A 17,456-nucleotide genomic window follows, 5' to 3' on the forward strand; every position below is an offset into this window, starting at 1 on the left:
GGTACCTGTTTTATTAGGAGATACGCGCCTTTTCCGGGGAGGTTCCCTGTTCCCCACGGCACCCCTTTGGGTGGGGCGGCCCACACACAACGTTCCAGGCTCACTTCGGTTCCCATGTAAGAAGGAAAGTCAATTGCCGAGTGTTAAAAACACATCCATTCGTCTATTTATCAATGGGTTATGTAATCCATGTCGCTACGGGTAGCAGAAAAATAGCGCTCAGGCGCAACTTTGGGGCAAACTCCTCGTTTTTCCGTATTGGCCAAGGCATGCCCATGACTCCCGCGTCGTCTGTCGATGAGAAAAGCTTCCGTAAATTGCTGGGCCGCAACGTGGCACTGCCGTTGGGCGTTGGCGTGCTCAGCGCGGTGTTTTTCGTCGTTCTGATCACCTACCTGTTGTCGGTGATCCAGTGGGTCGAACACACCGACCGGGTAATCAACAATCTCAACGAAACCTCGAAACTGACCGTGGACCTGGAAACCGGCATGCGCGGCTTCCTGATTACCGGTGACGAGCATTTCCTCGACCCGTACGAAGTGGCCAAGCCGCGGATCATTTCCGACTTGCGCAACTTGCAGGCACTGGTGGCGGACAATCCGGAGCAGGTGGACCGGCTCAAGCGTCTGGAGTCGTTGCAACAGGCGTGGAACACCTACGCCCAGTCGATGATTGACATGCAGCGGCAAAACGGCGATTACCGCACCGCCGTGAAAGCCGGGCGTGGCAAGAGCCTGACGGACGAGATCCGCAAGGAGTACGACCGGGCGGTGGCGATGGAGCAACAGTTCCGCATCACCCGCAATGAAGACGTTACCCGCACCACGATCATCAGCGTCACCTTGTACCTGGTGTTTGTGCTCGGCCTGAGTGGCTTCCTGGCGTATGTCGGCCGAAAGAATCTTCTAGAACTTTCAAATAGTTACAGCGAAAACCTGATGTCGCAGCAGAGGATCGCCAAGCGCCTCGAGCAGCAAGCCTGGTTGCGCAACGGCCAGACCGAGCTGGCCGAGCAGGTCCTTGGCCAACTGACGCTGAACCTGCTGGGGCGCAACATTTTGCAGTTCTTTGCCCAGTACATGGGCTCGGCGGTGGCGGCGTTGTACGTGCGTGAAGAGCACGGCGGCCTCACACGCGTGGCGACCTATGGCTTCTCCCGCGAGCAGGAGCAGCAGGAACAGTCGATCTACAACGACGAAGGCATCGTCGGCCAATCGGCCCGGCAGGACCGCCTGATTCGCCTGGACGATGTGCCGGTGGATTACTTCAAGGTCAGTTCCGGCCTCGGCGAAGGTGCGACCCGCAGCGTGCTGGTGGTACCGACCAGCGATGATGGCCGGGTCAACGGGGTGATCGAACTGGGTTTCCTGCGTGCACTCGATGACCGTGATGTCGAACTGCTGGAGTTAATTGCCGACAACATCGGCACCTCCATCGAAGCCGCGCGTTATCGCCAGCGCCTGCAGGAAGTGCTGGCCGAAACCCAGCAGCTCAATGAAGAGCTGCAAGTGCAGCAGGAAGAGCTCAAGACGGCCAACGAAGAGCTGGAAGAACAGTCGCGCATCCTCAAGGAGTCCCAGGCCCACCTGGAAACCCAACAGGCGGAGCTGGAGCAGACCAACGAACAATTGGCCGAACAGACCCAGACCCTGGCCGAGCAGCGCGATGCCATGGACCAGAAGAACGTCCAGCTCAACCGCGTACAGATCGAGCTGGAAGAGCGTGCCGACGAGTTGCAGCGCTCCAGCAAGTACAAGTCCGAATTCCTCGCCAACATGTCCCACGAGCTGCGCACGCCGCTGAACAGCTCGTTGATCCTGGCCAAGTTGCTGGCGGAGAACCCCCAGGAAAACCTCAGCGCCGAACAGGTCAAGTTCGCCGAGTCGATCTACTCGGCCGGTAACGACTTGCTCAACCTGATCAATGACATCCTCGATATCTCCAAGGTCGAAGCCGGTAAGCTGGAAATGCGCCCGGAGAACACCAGCGTTGCGCGCCTGGTGGATGGGCTGTGCGGCATGTTCGAGCCGCTGGCGGCCGACCGCAAGCTCGGGTTCCAGGTGGAGGTGCAGGAAGGCTCGCCACACATGCTGTTCACCGACCGCCAGCGCCTGGAGCAGATTCTGAAGAACCTGCTGTCCAACGCCATCAAGTTCACCGAGAAAGGTGAGGTCAGCCTGTCGGTATCCCGGGCACCGGGGGAGGGCATCGCCTTTACCGTACGCGACTCGGGGATTGGCATCGCCCCGGACCAGCAGGAAAGCATCTTCGAGGCCTTCCGCCAGGCCGATGGCACCACCAACCGTCGTTACGGCGGCACCGGCCTGGGCCTGTCGATTTCCCGGGACCTGGCGAACCTGCTGGGCGGCTATATCAGCGTCACCAGCGAACCTGGCCAGGGCAGTATCTTTACCCTGGTGGTGCCCGAGCACTATGTAGAGCGTGACGAAGACACCCCCGCGCTGGAACAGCCGCGCGCGGTAGTCCCTGTGCCTGCACCGGCGCCGATCAAGGTGTCGCCGATGCCGATCGCCCACGAAGCGCAGATCCCGCGCTTTATCGATGACCGCGACAAGGCTCCGTTCGCCACGCGTTGCATCCTGGTGGTGGAAGATGAGCCCAACTTTGCCCGCATCCTCTTCGACCTCGCCCATGAACTGGGTTACCACTGCCTGGTGGCCCATGGCGCAGACGAAGGCTACGCCCTGGCGGAACAGTACATTCCCGACGCGATCCTGCTGGACATGCGCCTGCCGGACCATTCCGGCCTGACCGTGCTGCAACGTCTCAAGGAACATGCCGGGACCCGCCATATCCCGGTGCACGTGATTTCCGTGGAGGACCGCGTCGAAGCCGCCATGCACATGGGCGCCGTGGGCTATGCAGTCAAGCCGACCACCCGCGAAGAGCTCAAGGATGTGTTCGCCCGCCTGGAAGCCAAGCTGACGCAGAAGGTCAAGCGTGTGCTGCTGGTGGAAGACGATGACCTTCAGCGAGACAGCATTGCCCGCCTGATCGGCGACGATGATATCGAGATCACCGCCGTAGGCTTCGCCCAGGAGGCCCTGGACCTGCTGCGCACCCACATCTACGACTGCATGATCATCGACCTCAAGCTGCCGGACATGCTCGGCAACGAGCTGCTCAAGCGCATGTCCATCGAGGACATCTGCTCGTTCCCGCCGGTGATCGTCTACACCGGGCGCAACCTGACCCGCGATGAAGAGGCCGAACTGCGCAAGTATTCGCGCTCGATCATCATCAAGGGCGCGCGTTCCCCCGAGCGCCTGCTGGACGAGGTGACACTCTTTCTGCACAAAGTCGAATCGCAGTTGTCCCATGAACGCCAGACAATGCTCAGGACTGCCCGCAGCCGCGACAAGGTGTTCGAGGGCCGCAAGATCCTGCTGGTGGATGACGATGTACGCAATATCTTCGCCCTGACCAGTGCCCTGGAGCACAAGGGCGCGATTGTCGTGATCGGCCGTAATGGCCGCGAGGCGATCGAGAAACTCAATGAAGTCGATGACATCGACCTGGTACTGATGGACGTGATGATGCCGGAGATGGACGGGTACGAGGCCACCGCCTTGATCCGCCAGGACCCGCGCTGGCGCAAGCTGCCGATCATCGCGGTGACGGCCAAGGCCATGAAGGACGATCAGGAGCGCTGCCTGGCGGCAGGCTCCAACGATTACCTGGCCAAGCCCATCGACCTGGACCGGTTGTTTTCATTGATTCGCGTGTGGCTACCCAAGATGGAACGGATTTAATTGGAACGAAGCACTGACATCGAACTGCGCTTGTTGATTGAGGCGATTTACCTCAAGTACAGCTACGACTTTCGCGACTACTCCGGCGCTTCGGTCAAGCGCCGCGTGGCCCATGCGTTGCGTCAGTTCGACTGCGCCACCATCTCGGCCTTGCAGGAACGGGTGCTGCATGACCCGACGGCGTTCATGCAGTTGCTGCAGTTCCTGACGATTCCGGTCAGCGAAATGTTTCGCGACCCCTCGCACTTCCTGGCGATTCGCAAGGAAGTGGTGCCGCTGCTCAAGACCTACCCGTCGATCAAGATCTGGATCGCGGGCTGCAGTACCGGGGAGGAGGTGTATTCGATGGCCATCCTGTTGCGTGAGGAAGGCCTGCTGGAACGCACCATCATCTACGCCACCGACATCAACCCCCGGTCCCTGGAAAAAGCCAAGCAGGGGATTTTTTCCCTCGAGAACATCCGCGCCTATACCCACAACTACCAGCAGGCCGGTGGCCAGCGTTCGTTTGCCGATTACTACACCGCGGCTTACGATCATGCGATCTTCGACAAGACCCTGCGGGAGAACGTGACGTTTGCCGATCACAGCCTGGCGACCGATAGCGTGTTTTCTGAAACTCAATTAATTTCCTGTCGCAACGTATTGATTTACTTCAATAAAAAGTTGCAGGATCGGGCGTTTGGATTGTTCCATGAATCGCTGTGTCACCGCGGCTTCCTGGTGCTGGGCAGCAAGGAAACCCTGGATTTTTCCGCCTACAGCAAACAGTTCGAACCCCTGGTCAAGCAAGAACGGATCTACCGAAAATTATGAATGAAGCTACTGCCAGCCCGGTATCCGGGATCGAGGCCATTGTGATCGGCGCTTCCGCGGGCGGTGTCGAGGCATTGCTGAGCATTTTTGGCGAGCTGCCGGCGAGCTTCGGCCTGCCGATCATTACCGTGCTGCATTTGCCGGACGAGCGCCGCAGCCAGTTGGCGGAAGTGTTTGACCGACGCGTATCGATGAAGGTGGTGGAAGCGCGGGACAAGGAAGTGATCCAGCCCGGTACCCTGTATTTTGCCGGCCCCGGTTATCACCTGTCGGTGGAGCACGACCGCAGCCTGTCACTGAGCCAGGAGGACCGCGTGCACCATTCCCGCCCGGCAATCGACTACCTGTTTGATTCAGCCGCCGATGTCTACGGCAAGGGCTTGCTGGCGATTTTGCTGACGGGGGCCAACCAGGACGGCGCCCGGGGCCTGGCCCACGTCAAGCAGAGCGGCGGTACCACGGTGGTGCAGGACCCTTTGGAGGCCCGCGTCGCTGTGATGCCCCGGGCCGCCCTGGCGCTGCATGAACCTGACCATATCCTCACCTTGAGCCGCATCGGCACCTTGCTGGCTTCCCTGGAATCCTCCCCATGTTAAGTACTGTCCAGGCCAAACTGCTGATCGTCGACGATCTGCCGGAAAACCTGCTGGCCCTTGAAGCGCTGATCAAGCGCGAGGACCGCCAGGTCTATAAGGCATTGAGCGCCGACGAGGCCTTGTCGCTGCTGCTGGAGCACGAGTTCGCCATGGCCATTCTCGACGTGCAGATGCCGGGCATGAACGGCTTCGAGCTGGCCGAGCTGATGCGCGGCACCGAAAAGACCAAGAACATTCCCATCGTGTTTGTCAGTGCTGCCGGCCGTGAGCTCAACTATGCGTTCAAGGGCTACGAAAGCGGCGCCGTGGATTTCCTGCACAAGCCGCTGGATATCCACGCGGTCAAGAGCAAGGTCAACGTATTCGTTGACCTGTACCGCCAGAGCAAGGCGATGAAGCAGCAGGTTGAAGCCCTGGAGCAAAGCCGGCGCGAGCAGGAAGCCTTGCTCACGCGCTTGCAGGCCACCCAGGCCGAACTGGAGCAGGCCGTGCGCATGCGCGATGACTTCATGTCGATCGTCGCCCACGAAGTGCGCACGCCCCTCAACGGGCTGATCCTGGAAACCCAGCTGCGCAAGATGCACCTTGCCCGGGACAACGCCGCGGCGTTTACCCTGGACAAGATGCACGCCATGGTCGACCGCGATGAGCGGCAGATCCAGAGCCTGATTCGCCTGATCGAAGACATGCTCGACGTGTCGCGCATTCGCACGGGCAAGCTGTCAATTCGCCCCGGTCGCTTTGACCTCACGCAACTGGTGCACAACCTGCTGGAAAATTTTGCGCCGCAGGTGGCGGCGGCGGAGTCTTCGGTGGCCTGGGTCCAGGAAGGGCCGGTGGTGGGCAACTGGGATGAATTCCGTATCGAACAGGTGGTGTCCAACCTGTTGACCAACGCCTTGCGCTACGGGGCCAAGAGCCCGGTGGAAGTGCGGGTGTACGCCGAGCATGGCGAAGCACGGGTAGAAGTACGTGACCACGGGATCGGCATCAGCGAAGACAACCAGAAGCGTATTTTCCAGCAGTTCGAGCGCGTGTCGGCCAACCACGCCGTGGCGGGTCTGGGCCTGGGGTTGTTTATCTCCGAGCAGATTATCGCGGCCCACGGCGGGACCATTGAAGTGGAAAGCCGGATAGGCGAGGGCGCGCTGTTCCGTGTCTGCCTGCCCCTGGAGGCCGGGGCATGAAATCAATCGCAAATCCGACGCAACCTCTGCGTGACCCCATGGTCGTATCAGCAGCAATTGACCGGACAAAGGCTTCCCATGAGTGAAGATGCACAAGATGTTGTACTGATCGTCGAAGATGACGAATCGATTATGTTTGTGTTGGGCGAGTACCTGGCGGGCCTGGGGTATCGGGTGTTGAAGGCGATTGACGGTGAGCAGGCGTTTGAAATCCTGGCCACCAAGCCGCACCTGGACCTGATGGTGACCGACTACCGCCTGCCTGGCGGCATTTCCGGGGTGCAGATCGCCGAGCCTGCGATCAAGCTGCGACCGGAATTGAAAGTGATCTTCATCAGCGGTTACCCGCAGGAGATTCTCGACTGCAACAGCCCGATCACGCGCAATGCGCCGATCCTGGCCAAACCGTTTGATCTGGATACGTTGCAGGAACATATCCAGCGGCTGTTGGCTTAACGTCTTGAGAAGAGGGAGCACACTCCCTCTTCAAGCCTTGATCATCTCCCTCACCTTTGCCGTCAACAGATCAAAGGTGAACGGCTTGGTGATCATCTGCATGCCCGGGTCCAGAAAGCCGCCCCGTACAGCCGCATGCTCTGCATAGCCGGTAATAAACAACACCTTCAACTCGGGCCGCACCTGCCGGCCGATCTCCGCCAGTTGCCGGCCGTTCATGCCGGGCAGGCCAACGTCGCTGATCAGCAGGTCAATGCGCTGGCTGGACTCGATGATCGGCATGGCACTGTCGGCATCACCGGCTTCGACGAAGGCATAGCCCAGTTCACTCAGCACGGCGCTGACCAGCACCCGCACGGCCGGGTCGTCCTCGACGATCAGCACGGTCTCGCCGGCATTGGCGAACGGCAGCAATGCCGGGTTGAGCGGTTCATCTGCAATGACCTCGCCGACATACCTCGGCAGGAACAGGCTGACGGTGGTGCCTTGGCCCACCACACTGTGGATCGACACATGCCCGTGGGATTGGCGCGCAAACCCGTAGATCATCGACAACCCCAGCCCGGTGCCCTGGCCGATGGGTTTGGTGGTGAAGAACGGGTCAAATGCACGGCTGATCACGCTCTCGGGCATGCCGCAGCCGGTGTCGCTGACGCTCAGTTCCACATAGTCGCCAGGGGTGAGGGTGCCGTAGGCTGCGGTAAACACACTGTCCAAGTGGCGGTTGGTGGTTTCCACCACCAGTTTGCCGCCGTTGGGCATCGCATCCCGGGCATTGATGGCGAGGTTGAGCAGGGCGCTTTCCAGCTGGTTGGGGTCGGCTTCGGCGGTCCAGAGTTGCTCGGTCAGGCGGATATCCAGGGCAATGCTTTCATTCAGGCTGCGTTGCAGCAGCTCACCCATGGAGCTCACCAGTTGATTGATCTGCACCGGTTTCGAATCCAGCGACTGGCGACGGGAAAACGCCAGCAAGCGGTGGGTCAGGGCGGCCGCGCGGTTGGCTGAAGTGACACCCAAGTCGATCAGGCTGTCGAGGTCTTCGGTGCGGCCCCGAGCCACGCGCCTGCGCAGCAGTTCCAGGCTGCCGATGATGCCGGTCAGCATGTTGTTGAAGTCATGGGCGATGCCGCCGGTCAATTGGCCGACGGCTTCCATTTTCTGCGATTGGCGCAACGCTTCTTCGTTATTGCGCAGCTGCGCCGTGCGTTCTTCCACCTGTTGCTCAAGGGTTTCCAGGGTGCTTTGCAGGCGCTGTTCGCTCTGGCTCAGGTCGATCAGCCGGTCGCGGGCCTCGTATTGCCGACGACGTCCGCGCAGCGCCGTGGTCACGAGGCTGATCATGGTGATCGGGTGGAACGGACGCTCCAGGAACGTCACGTTGCCCAGCAAGGTGCTCAGGTGCGACGAGCCATTCTGTTCGCTGCCGCCGTGGTGCGTCATCAGCACAATCGGCAGGTCTGACCACGCCGGTTGCTGATGCAGGTACGTGAGCAGCGGTTCCAGGTCGATACCGCGCAGGGCTTCGGCAGCAATGACCAGCAAGCCGGCACCGTGCTCCAGCTCCTCGCAGAGCATCTGCAAATGGCTGGCGATGATGCCGTTGAAACCAGCCTCATTGAGCATCATCAACGCCAGGGAGCTGTCGCGACCCAGGGGCGCCAGAATAATCGCCCGTTCGAAAATGGCCGGCAGGCCACTCATGAACTTTCATCCTTGAGCAGCGGGTTGTCGGTGCCCATGTAGGTCGGTACGCCGCGCAATACACCCTGGAACGCATCAAGCGGTTCGCCGATGGTCATGCCCCGACTGCCGATGCGGTATTCGCGAATGGTCGATTCGTGGCTGCCGGTGCGTTTCTTGATGATCGAAATAGCGCGCCGCACCTTGCCCAGCGCTTCGAAGTAACGCAGCAGGATCACGGTGTCGGCCAGATAGGTAATGTCCACCGGCGCCTGCATGTCCCCCACCAGCCCGTGCTGGGCGACGGTCATGAAGGTCGCGGCGCCACGGCGGTTGAGGTACAGCAGCAGTTCGTGCATGTGCAGGATCAACGCGTTCTCTTCCGGCATCGCGGCCTGATAGCCATTGACGCTGTCGATCACCACGGTCTTGATCCCGCGTTCGTCCACACAGCGGCGCACCCGATGGGAGAACTCGCCGGGGGACAACTCGGCGGCGTCCACCTGTTCGATCAGCAGGTTGCCGGTGCCTTGCAGGGCCTCCAGGTCGATGCCCATGTTCTTCATGCGCTCGAACAGCAGGCCCAGCTCTTCGTCAAAAATGAACAGCGCGGCTTTTTCGCCCCGGGAGACGGCCGCCGCGGCAAAGATCATCGAGATCAGCGATTTGCCGGTACCGGCCGGGCCCAGGATCAAGGTGCTGGAACCGGTCTCGATCCCGCCGCCCAACAGGGCGTCCATCTCGCGGATGCCGCTGGTGAGGGTCTGGCGGTTGTAGCCGCCACGGTGCTCGGCTGCCACCAGGCGCGGGAACACATGTACGCCGTCTTCCATGATGGTGAAGTCGTGAAAACCGCCGCGGTATTTCTGGCCACGGTACTTCACGATCCGCACGCGGCGGCGCTCGGCACCGTAGTTGGGGGTCAGTTCTTCGAGACGAATCACGCCGTGGGCCACGCTGTGTACGGTCTTGTCGAGGGACTCGGTGGTCAGGTCGTCCAGCAGCAGCACGGTGGCGTCGTAACGCACGAAGTAGTGCTTGATCGCCAGGATCTGCCGGCGATAGCGCAGGGAGCTTTGCGCCAGCAGGCGGATTTCCGAAAGGCTGTCGATCACGACGCGGGTAGGCTTGACCCGTTCCACCACTTCGAAAATCTGCCGGGTGGCTTCGCCCAGCTCAAGGTCCGAGGAATACAGGAGGCTTTGCTGGTGCTCGGCGTTGAGCAGGCTTTCGGGGGGGGTCAGTTCAAAGATGTGAATGTGTTCGTCCAGGTCCCAACCATGGGACTTGGCACCCTGGCGCAACTCGCGCTCGGTTTCCGACAGGGTGATGTACAGCGATCGTTCGCCGTTTTTTGCGCCGGCCTGGAGGAAATGCAGGGCCACGGTGGTTTTACCGGTGCCGGGTTCACCTTCCAGCAGGAACAAATGGCTACGGGAAAGCCCTCCGGCAAGAATGTCGTCCAGACCTTCAATACCGGTGGCCGCCTTTGCTGTGAACAGCTCTTTGGATGTAGACAAGAAGTGCCCTCGGGTCACAAATAAGTAGTCGGCAGCGCCGTCTGGGGCGCGCCATATTTACTTGACCTTGGCGCCGTGTGGCGGTTCAACGTTTTGTATCAAATACCGCTTTTACAGGCCCTGTTGCAGCGCCGGGTCATCCGGATTCTGCTGTTCAAGCTGTGCCAGCAGCACCTGCACATTCTGCAACTGGCCGGTTTCCTTCCAGTAATTGACCAGCAGCACCCTGGCTTTGCGATTGGCCGGGTTGCGCTGGATGATTTCTTCCAGCTGGCGCTGGGCGGCCTCCAGTTCCTGCTGGGCGTGCAGGGTGGTGGCCAGGTCGTAGCGGTAATCCTGGTTGTTCGGTTCGAGCTCCACCGCCCGGGACAGGCTGAGCAGGGCAAAGGCGCGCTCGCCATGGTGCAGCAGCCACATGCCCAGGGCATGTTGCAGGTAGGCCGAATCGGGGTGGGCCTGCAACTGTTTGGCCAGGAGTTGGCGGGACTCGTCGACCTTGCCCTGTTTGTCCAGCAGTTCAATTTGCGCGACCACGGCTTGCAGGTTGTCCGGTTGCAGGCGCATCGCCTGCTCCAGGGCGTTTTGTGCGTCGGGCAGCAGCGCGCTGTGAATGTACAGGCGTGCCAGCTGGATCCAGCCTTCGGGGCTTTCGGGTTGGCCCTTGAGCAGCTTTACGTATTCGTCGAGCACTTGCTGCAACGGGCCGAAGTACAGGCCCAGGGTATCCGGGGACAGCCCGAGCAAGGCATTGGCCGCGGCAAACCTGACGCTTTGCTCGGGGTCATCCAGCAGTGGCCCGAGCAACAGCGTGCGCTGGCCGCTGGGCACCAGGCCGACAATGCTGTGAATCGCCGCCTCGCGCACCATTGGCGCGTCGTTGGCCAGGTCCTTGTCCGCCAGCTTAAGGGCCTGGGGGCTGGGGTAGTTGGGCAGTTCGGCATGCAGGGCGGCGCGGCGCACATCGGAGAGGTCCGGGCGGCCCAACTGTTGATACAGCACCCGGGCAGCGCCGGGTTCACCGTTATGCGCCTGTTTCAAGGCCTTGGCGTAACCATGGGCGATGGCCGGGGGCACCACCACCGGCGTGGTGCGGGTGAAATACCAGGTGATCAGCACAATAAACAACAGGGCGCACAGGCCGACGATGGAGTAACGGCGTGACTTTGACATGCAGGCGTCCGAAAGCTGGGCAGCTAGTGCAAAGCCATCAGCTTCGGTCAGGTTATCGCGAGTGTCAAACCCGCATCACGTCAGCACGAACTCAATCGGCTCAAGGGCCGGCGGCAGCGTGGTTTCGCCGAGGGCGGCGAGAATCTCGCGCTCCAGGGTGCGCACGATGGCGTTGCAGGGCAGGTCGTTTTCGTCGAAGCCGAACGGGTCTTCGAGGTCGTCGCCGATTTCGTCCAGGCCGAAGAAGGTGTAGCTGACGATGGCGGTGAACACCGGGGTCAGCCAGCCCAGCGGCTCGGCCATGGCGAAGGGCAGCAGGATACAGAACAGGTAGATGGTGCGGTGCAGCAGCAAGGTGTAGGGGAAGGGCAGCGGGGTGTGTTTGATCCGCTCACAGGAGGCCTGGACCTGGCTCAGGCCGTACAGCCGGGTTTCCAGTTGGGTGTAGCGCCAGTCGCTGATGTGGCCCTGTTCGGCGAGGTTCGAGCAGCGGGCGCCGAGGTCTTGCAGGATGCTGTCGGGCAGGTTCGGGTGGCCGGGTTCTGGGTTGGCCCACGGTTTGATCGCCTGGCTTTCGTCTTCCAGGCGCAGGCGGGCGATCAGGCCATGGGCGAAACCGCACAGGCTGCGCAGGACGTGTTTGCGTTCGGCAGGGTTGAGGACCTGGGTTTCGCGGATCAGTGAGCGGATCTCGATGATCATCTGGCCCAGTTGTTTGCGGCCTTCCCACCAGCGGTCGTAGCAGGCGTTGTTGCGAAAGCTCATGAAGATGGACAGTGACAGCCCCAGCAGTGTGAAGGGTGTGGCGTTGACCTTGGAAAAGTAGGCCGGGTGCAGGGTTTCTACCAGCACGATGACTGAGGCCAGGAGGGTGACCAGCAGGCTGCGCAGCGCAATGCGTTTGGCGATCGAGCCCTTGAGGGAGAACAGGATGCCGAGCAGGTTGGGTTTGGGACGGACGATCATGGGCGGGCTTCTTGGGTGGCGCAGGCTGTCAGGTTAGAAGCATGTTTGCGTTGCGTCCAATTGCTTGGGCTGACTGGGTGATTGGTGGGGTCTATCGGGATTGAGTACATATCCGTTTTTTCGGTGACCAGAGCGAAAACAGATCTGCTTTTCTGTGGGAGCGGGCTTGCTCGCGAAAAACCTGAGGGCGCCGCGTTCATCCAGAATGCCCGCGTCATCGTTAACGACCTTCGCGAGCAAGCCCGCTCCCACATTTGGACCGTGCCCGCTTTAGCTTTTGATTTTGCTCTTCAACACTCTTTTGCGCTGTTCAAAAGTGAGCCGCTGTAAGAGCGGAACCAATACAAGCCATCACCCAAAAAACGGATATACACACACACCAAACAGCGCCCCCCATTGGCCAAACCAGTCAACCAAGTTGAAAGCTTTGACCATTGCCCCCCCACCGCTCTAGAGCGACTATTTCACCGGTCTACGTACCCATCCTGAAAATAAAAAACACACAGGGATTTGAAGCGATGCGTGATTACTCGGCTGCCACCACCCAGTTCAACTACCAACACACCGTCGACGCTGCCTTGTCGGGCAACCTGCAGGCCCTCAACGCCTGCGTCGAATGCTGCGACCGCCACGCCTTGCCCGGTCGCATCGCACTGTTCTGGGAGGGCAAAGACGGCCGCAGCGCCACGTCCACCTTCACCCAACTGCAAGACCAGGCCGCACGCTTCGCCAACTTCCTCCTGGCCCAGGGCGTCAATCGCGGCGACAAGGTGGCAGGCCTCCTGCCACGCACCGCCGAGCTGCTGGTGGTCGTCCTCGCCACCTGGCGCATCGGCGCGGTCTATCAGCCGCTGTTCACCGCCTTCGGCCCCAAGGCCATCGAACACCGCCTGAACAGCTCCGGCGCCGCGCTGGTGGTGACCGATGCAGTAAACCGTCCCAAACTGACGGAAGTGGCCGACTGCCCGACCATCGTCACCGTCGCCGGCCCCAACGGCGAAGGCATCGTGCGCGGCGATTTCAGCTTCTGGGCCGAGTTGCCCAACTATGTCAACCTCTGCGAACCCGTATTGCTGGGCGCCGACGACCCGTTCCTGCTGATGTTCACCTCAGGCACCACCGGCCCGTCGAAAGCCCTGGCCGTGCCGCTCAAGGCAATCGTTGCGTTCCAGAGCTACACCCGCGACGCCGTCGACCTGCGCCCCGAAGACGCATTCTGGAACGTCGCCGACCCGGGCTGGGCCTACGGCATCTATTTCGGCGTGACCGGCCCCTTGTCCATGGGCCACCCGATCACCTTCTACGATGGCCCGTTCACCCTCGAAAGCACGTGCCGTGTCATCAACAAATACGGGATTACCAACCTCACCGGTTCGCCCACCGCCTACCGCCTGCTGATCGCCGGGGGTGAGCAGTTCGCCAAGTCGATCAAGGGCAAGCTGCGTATTGTCAGCAGTGCCGGCGAGCCGCTGAACCCGGAAGTGATCCGCTGGTTCGCCGATAACCTCGGCGTGACCATCCACGACCACTACGGCCAGACCGAGTTGGGCATGGTGCTGTGCAATCACCATGGCCTGGAGCATCCGGTGCACGTCGGCTCCGCGGGCTTTGCCTCGCCGGGCCATCGCATCGTGGTGCTGGACGACAACCATCAGGAGTTGCCCGCCGGCCAACCGGGCATCCTCGCCATCGACCGCGAGCAATCGCCGATGTGCTGGTTTGCCGGTTATGACGGCGTCAAGACCAAGGCCTTCGTCGGCAAGTACTACCTCAGCGGCGATACGGTGGAGCTGAACCCCGATGGCAGCATCAGCTTTGTCGGGCGCAGCGACGATGTGATCACCACCTCCGGCTATCGCGTGGGGCCGTTCGACGTAGAGAGCGCCTTGATCGAGCATCCGGCCGTGGTGGAGGCCGCCGTAGTGGGCAAGCCATGTCCGGAACGCACCGAGATCGTCAAGGCGTTTGTGGTGCTCAGCGAGCAGTACCGCGCCGAGCCGGCCCTGGCCGAAGAGCTGCGCCAGCACGTGCGCAAGCGCCTGGCCGCTCACTCGTACCCGCGGGAAATCGAATTTGTCAGCGAGCTGCCCAAGACCCCGAGCGGCAAGCTGCAACGCTTCATTTTGCGTAATCAGGAAATTGCCAAGGCCCAGGCGGCCACGGCGTGACCCATTCTTCAAGGAAACAATGATGCAGATTGAGAACAAGGTTTTTCTGGTCAGCGGTGGCGCTTCAGGCCTCGGCGCGGCAACCGCCGAGATGCTCGTGGCGGCCGGTGCCAAGGTGATGCTGGTGGACCTGAACGCCGACGCAGTGGCCGCCCAGGCGCAAAAGCTCGGCGCGCAGGCCCGCAGCGTAGTCGCCGATATCAGCCAGGAAGCCGCTGCCGAAGCGGCGGTACAGGCCACCGTCGCCGCCTTTGGCGGTTTGCATGGGTTGGTCAACTGTGCCGGTGTGGTGCGGGGCGAGAAAATCCTCGGCAAAAATGGCCCGCACGTGCTGGCCAACTTCGCCCAGGTGATCAACGTCAACCTGATCGGCAGTTTCAACCTGCTGCGCCTGGCTGCAGCGGCTATCGCTGAAACCGAGGCGAATGCCGATGGCGAGCGCGGTGTGATCATCAATACCGCTTCAGTGGCAGCGTTTGACGGCCAGATCGGCCAGGCGGCCTATGCCGCTTCCAAGGGCGCGATTGCCAGCCTGACCCTGCCGGCGGCCCGCGAACTGGCGCGCTACGGGATTCGGGTGATGACCATCGCCCCCGGTATTTTCGAAACTCCGATGATGGCGGGCATGACGCCGCAAGTGCGCGAATCCCTCGCCGCCGGCGTGCCATTCCCGCCGCGCCTGGGCAAACCGGGCGAGTACGCCGCGCTGGTGCGGCATATCATTGAAAACAGCATGCTCAACGGCGAGGTGATCCGTCTCGACGGCGCCTTGCGCATGGCAGCCAAATAAGGAGATTTTCATGACTGATCCAATCGTTATTGTCAGCGCGGTACGCACCCCGATGGGCGGGTTCCAGGGCGATCTCAAAGGCCTCACCGCTCCGCAACTGGGCGCTGCGGCGATTCGTGCAGCGGTCGAACGCGCCGGTATCGCTTCCGATGCCGTGGATGAAGTGCTGTTCGGTTGCGTGCTGCCCGCCGGCCTCGGCCAGGCGCCGGCACGCCAGGCGGCGCTGGGTGCTGGCCTGGACAAGTCCACGCGCTGCACCACCCTCAACAAGATGTGCGGCTCGGGCATGGAAGCCACGATCCTGGCCCATGACGCGTTGCTGGCAGGCAGCGTGGAGGTGGTCATCGCCGGTGGCATGGAGAGCATGTCCAACGCGCCGTACCTGCTGGACCGTGCCCGCAGCGGCTATCGCATGGGCCACGGCCGGGTGCTCGACCACATGTTCCTCGACGGCCTTGAAGACGCCTACGACAAGGGCCGCCTGATGGGCACCTTTGCCGAGGACTGCGCCGAGCACAACGGCTTTTCCCGCGAGGCCCAGGACGCGTTCGCGATTGCGTCCCTGACCCGTGCGCAACAGGCGATCACCGACGGCAACTTCATCGCCGAAATCGTCCCGGTGCAGGTCACCGTGGGCAAGGAACAGAAAACCATCATCCATGACGAACAGCCGCCGAAAGCCAAGCTGGACAAGATCGCCACCCTGAAGCCGGCCTTCCGGGAGGGCGGCACGGTGACGGCAGCCAACTCCAGTTCGATTTCCGACGGTGCGGCGGCGCTGCTGCTGATGCGCCAGTCCGAAGCGCACAAGCGCGGGCTCAAGCCTCTGGCGGTGATCCATGGTCACGCGGCGTTTGCCGATGAGCCTGGCCTGTTCCCGGTAGCGCCGGTGGGGGCGATCCGCAAGCTGATGAGCAAGACCGGCTGGAACCTCGACGAAGTCGACCTGTTTGAAATCAACGAAGCCTTTGCCGTGGTCAGCCTGGTGACCATGAGCAAGCTGGAGATTCCCCACAGCAAGGTCAACATCCACGGCGGTGCCTGTGCCCTGGGCCATCCGATTGGCGCGTCCGGCGCGCGGATCCTGGTGACCCTGCTTTCGGCCCTGCGCCAGAAAGGCCTCAAGCGCGGCGTTGCAGCGATCTGCATCGGCGGCGGTGAAGCCACGGCCATGGCCGTTGAATGCCTGTACTAAGGAACACCTATGCTGCCGAATGACGAACAACTGCAAATCAGCGAAGCCGCCCGGCAATTTGCCCAGGAACGCCTTAAACCGTTCGCTGCCGAGTGGGACCGCGAGCATCGCTTTCCCAAGGAAGCCATTGGTGAAATGGCCGAGCTGGGCTTTTTCGGCATGCTGGTCCCGGAGCAATGGGGCGGCTGTGATACCGGCTACCTGGCCTACGCCATGGCCCTGGAAGAGATCGCTGCCGGTGACGGCGCCTGCTCGACCATCATGAGCGTGCACAACTCCGTGGGCTGCGTGCCGATCCTCAAGTTCGGCAATGATCAACAGCGCGAGCAGTTCCTCAAGCCCCTGGCCAGTGGTGCGATGCTCGGTGCGTTTGCCTTGACCGAGCCCCAGGCCGGTTCCGACGCCAGCGGCCTGAAAACCCGTGCCCGGCTGGAGGGCGATCACTACGTCTTGAATGGCTGCAAGCAGTTCATCACCTCCGGGCAAAACGCCGGGATCGTGATTGTGTTTGCAGTCACCGATCCGGCTGCCGGCAAACGCGGCATCAGCGCCTTTATCGTGCCCACCGACTCGCCGGGCTACAGCGTCGCGCGGGTCGAGGACAAGCTCGGCCAGCATGCTTCCGACACCTGCCAGATCCTGTTTGAGGATGTGCAGGTGCCGGTGGCCAATCGTTTGGGCGAGGAGGGCGAAGGCTACCGGATCGCCCTGGCCAACCTCGAAGGCGGGCGTGTCGGCATTGCTTCGCAAGCGGTGGGCATGGCGCGGGCGGCATTTGAAGCGGCCCGGGACTACGCCCGCGAGCGGGAAAGCTTTGGCAAGCCGATCATCGAGCACCAGGCCGTGGCCTTCCGCCTGGCGGACATGGCGACGCAAATCGCCGTGGCGCGGCAGATGGTGCATTACGCCGCCGCCCTGCGTGACAGTGGCAAGCCGGCGCTGGTGGAAGCGTCCATGGCCAAGCTGTTTGCTTCGGAAATGGCCGAAAAGGTCTGCTCGGCAGCCTTGCAAACCCTCGGCGGTTACGGTTACCTGAGCGACTTTCCCCTGGAGCGGATCTACCGCGATGTGCGGGTCTGCCAGATTTACGAAGGCACCAGCGATATTCAACGCATGGTCATTTCACGCAATCTCTGAGG

The 17,456-nt window shown here is 61.6% G+C and carries 13 protein-coding genes; 9 read left to right on the plus strand and 4 right to left on the minus strand.

The annotated features are described in order from the left end of the window. Window positions 1-275: 275 nt before the first annotated feature. From HX824_RS09745 to HX824_RS09765, 5 genes are all read left to right on the plus strand, one after another. A complete protein-coding gene (locus tag HX824_RS09745) occupies window positions 276-3,773 on the plus strand; it encodes a response regulator (protein ID WP_177054477.1) in 3,498 nt (1,165 codons plus the stop codon). Next, window positions 3,774-4,589 (plus strand): protein-glutamate O-methyltransferase CheR, encoded by an 816-nt coding sequence (locus tag HX824_RS09750; RefSeq protein ID WP_003217583.1) that lies wholly within the window; start codon window positions 3,774-3,776, stop codon window positions 4,587-4,589. Continuing rightward, window positions 4,586-5,185 (plus strand): chemotaxis protein CheB, encoded by a 600-nt coding sequence (locus HX824_RS09755; protein WP_008431027.1) that lies wholly within the window; start codon window positions 4,586-4,588, stop codon window positions 5,183-5,185. The genes HX824_RS09750 and HX824_RS09755 overlap by 4 nt, the downstream gene beginning before the upstream one ends. Beyond that, window positions 5,179-6,372, plus strand: a complete 1,194-nt coding sequence (locus tag HX824_RS09760; protein WP_003217587.1) for a hybrid sensor histidine kinase/response regulator — start codon at window positions 5,179-5,181, stop codon at window positions 6,370-6,372. The genes HX824_RS09755 and HX824_RS09760 overlap by 7 nt, the downstream gene beginning before the upstream one ends. Before the next feature lie 78 nt (window positions 6,373-6,450). Beyond that, a complete protein-coding gene (locus HX824_RS09765; RefSeq protein WP_003217591.1) occupies window positions 6,451-6,828 on the plus strand; it encodes a response regulator in 378 nt (125 codons plus the stop codon). 30 nt (window positions 6,829-6,858) lie between these two features. On the opposite strand, the gene HX824_RS09770 is transcribed toward HX824_RS09765, so the two are convergent. The 4 genes from HX824_RS09770 to HX824_RS09785 all read right to left on the minus strand — a co-directional run bounded on the left by HX824_RS09770 (window position 6,859) and on the right by HX824_RS09785 (window position 12,164). Next, window positions 6,859-8,529 carry an ATP-binding protein gene (locus HX824_RS09770; RefSeq protein WP_177054478.1) on the minus strand — a complete coding sequence of 557 codons (1,671 nt, stop codon included), beginning with the start codon at window positions 8,527-8,529 and terminating at the stop codon, window positions 6,859-6,861. After that, the gene (locus tag HX824_RS09775) at window positions 8,526-10,028 is read right to left on the minus strand and encodes an ATPase domain-containing protein (RefSeq protein WP_023658825.1); all 1,503 of its coding nucleotides are present in this window, start codon (window positions 10,026-10,028) and stop codon (window positions 8,526-8,528) included. Before HX824_RS09775 ends, HX824_RS09770 begins: the two co-directional genes overlap by 4 nt. Window positions 10,029-10,139: 111 nt before the next feature. Further along, entirely contained in the window at window positions 10,140-11,198 is a 1,059-nt protein-coding gene (locus HX824_RS09780; protein ID WP_102369052.1) for a lipopolysaccharide assembly protein LapB, read from the minus strand. Between the two features lie 75 nt (window positions 11,199-11,273). Beyond that, window positions 11,274-12,164 (minus strand): bestrophin family protein, encoded by an 891-nt coding sequence (locus tag HX824_RS09785; RefSeq protein ID WP_087693011.1) that lies wholly within the window; start codon window positions 12,162-12,164, stop codon window positions 11,274-11,276. 518 nt (window positions 12,165-12,682) lie between these two features. Here HX824_RS09785 and HX824_RS09790 point away from each other — a divergent pair. From HX824_RS09790 to HX824_RS09805, 4 genes are read left to right on the plus strand one after another with little or no spacing between them, the layout of a single operon-like run. Beyond that, entirely contained in the window at window positions 12,683-14,332 is a 1,650-nt protein-coding gene (locus tag HX824_RS09790) for an AMP-binding protein (protein ID WP_177054479.1), read from the plus strand. 22 nt (window positions 14,333-14,354) lie between these two features. Further along, window positions 14,355-15,122, plus strand: a complete 768-nt coding sequence (locus HX824_RS09795) for an SDR family NAD(P)-dependent oxidoreductase (protein WP_008433459.1) — start codon at window positions 14,355-14,357, stop codon at window positions 15,120-15,122. Window positions 15,123-15,132: 10 nt separating this feature from the next. After that, window positions 15,133-16,317, plus strand: coding sequence for an acetyl-CoA C-acyltransferase (locus HX824_RS09800; protein WP_087693007.1), 1,185 nt, complete (start codon window positions 15,133-15,135; stop codon window positions 16,315-16,317). 9 nt (window positions 16,318-16,326) lie between these two features. Continuing rightward, window positions 16,327-17,454 carry an acyl-CoA dehydrogenase gene (locus HX824_RS09805; RefSeq protein ID WP_102604354.1) on the plus strand — a complete coding sequence of 376 codons (1,128 nt, stop codon included), beginning with the start codon at window positions 16,327-16,329 and terminating at the stop codon, window positions 17,452-17,454. Window positions 17,455-17,456: the final 2 nt, after the last annotated feature.

Source organism: Pseudomonas sp. D4002, assembly GCF_013385665.1.
Classification (GTDB): Bacteria; Pseudomonadota; Gammaproteobacteria; order Pseudomonadales; family Pseudomonadaceae; genus Aquipseudomonas.

Bases quoted from the DNA above. Each gene is read 5' to 3' on its own strand.
- HX824_RS09765 (WP_003217591.1), top strand. From the start codon at position 6,451: ATGAGTGAAGATGCACAAGATGTTGTACTGATCGTCGAAGATGACGAA.
- HX824_RS09795 (WP_008433459.1), top strand. From the start codon at position 14,355: ATGCAGATTGAGAACAAGGTTTTTCTGGTCAGCGGTGGCGCTTCAGGC.
- HX824_RS09745 (WP_177054477.1), top strand. From the start codon at position 276: ATGACTCCCGCGTCGTCTGTCGATGAGAAAAGCTTCCGTAAATTGCTG.
- HX824_RS09800 (WP_087693007.1), top strand. From the start codon at position 15,133: ATGACTGATCCAATCGTTATTGTCAGCGCGGTACGCACCCCGATGGGC.
- HX824_RS09755 (WP_008431027.1), top strand. From the start codon at position 4,586: ATGAATGAAGCTACTGCCAGCCCGGTATCCGGGATCGAGGCCATTGTG.
- HX824_RS09790 (WP_177054479.1), top strand. From the start codon at position 12,683: ATGCGTGATTACTCGGCTGCCACCACCCAGTTCAACTACCAACACACC.
- HX824_RS09780 (WP_102369052.1), bottom strand. From the start codon at position 11,198: ATGTCAAAGTCACGCCGTTACTCCATCGTCGGCCTGTGCGCCCTGTTG.
- HX824_RS09785 (WP_087693011.1), bottom strand. From the start codon at position 12,164: ATGATCGTCCGTCCCAAACCCAACCTGCTCGGCATCCTGTTCTCCCTC.
- HX824_RS09760 (WP_003217587.1), top strand. From the start codon at position 5,179: ATGTTAAGTACTGTCCAGGCCAAACTGCTGATCGTCGACGATCTGCCG.
- HX824_RS09805 (WP_102604354.1), top strand. From the start codon at position 16,327: ATGCTGCCGAATGACGAACAACTGCAAATCAGCGAAGCCGCCCGGCAA.
- HX824_RS09770 (WP_177054478.1), bottom strand. From the start codon at position 8,529: ATGAGTGGCCTGCCGGCCATTTTCGAACGGGCGATTATTCTGGCGCCC.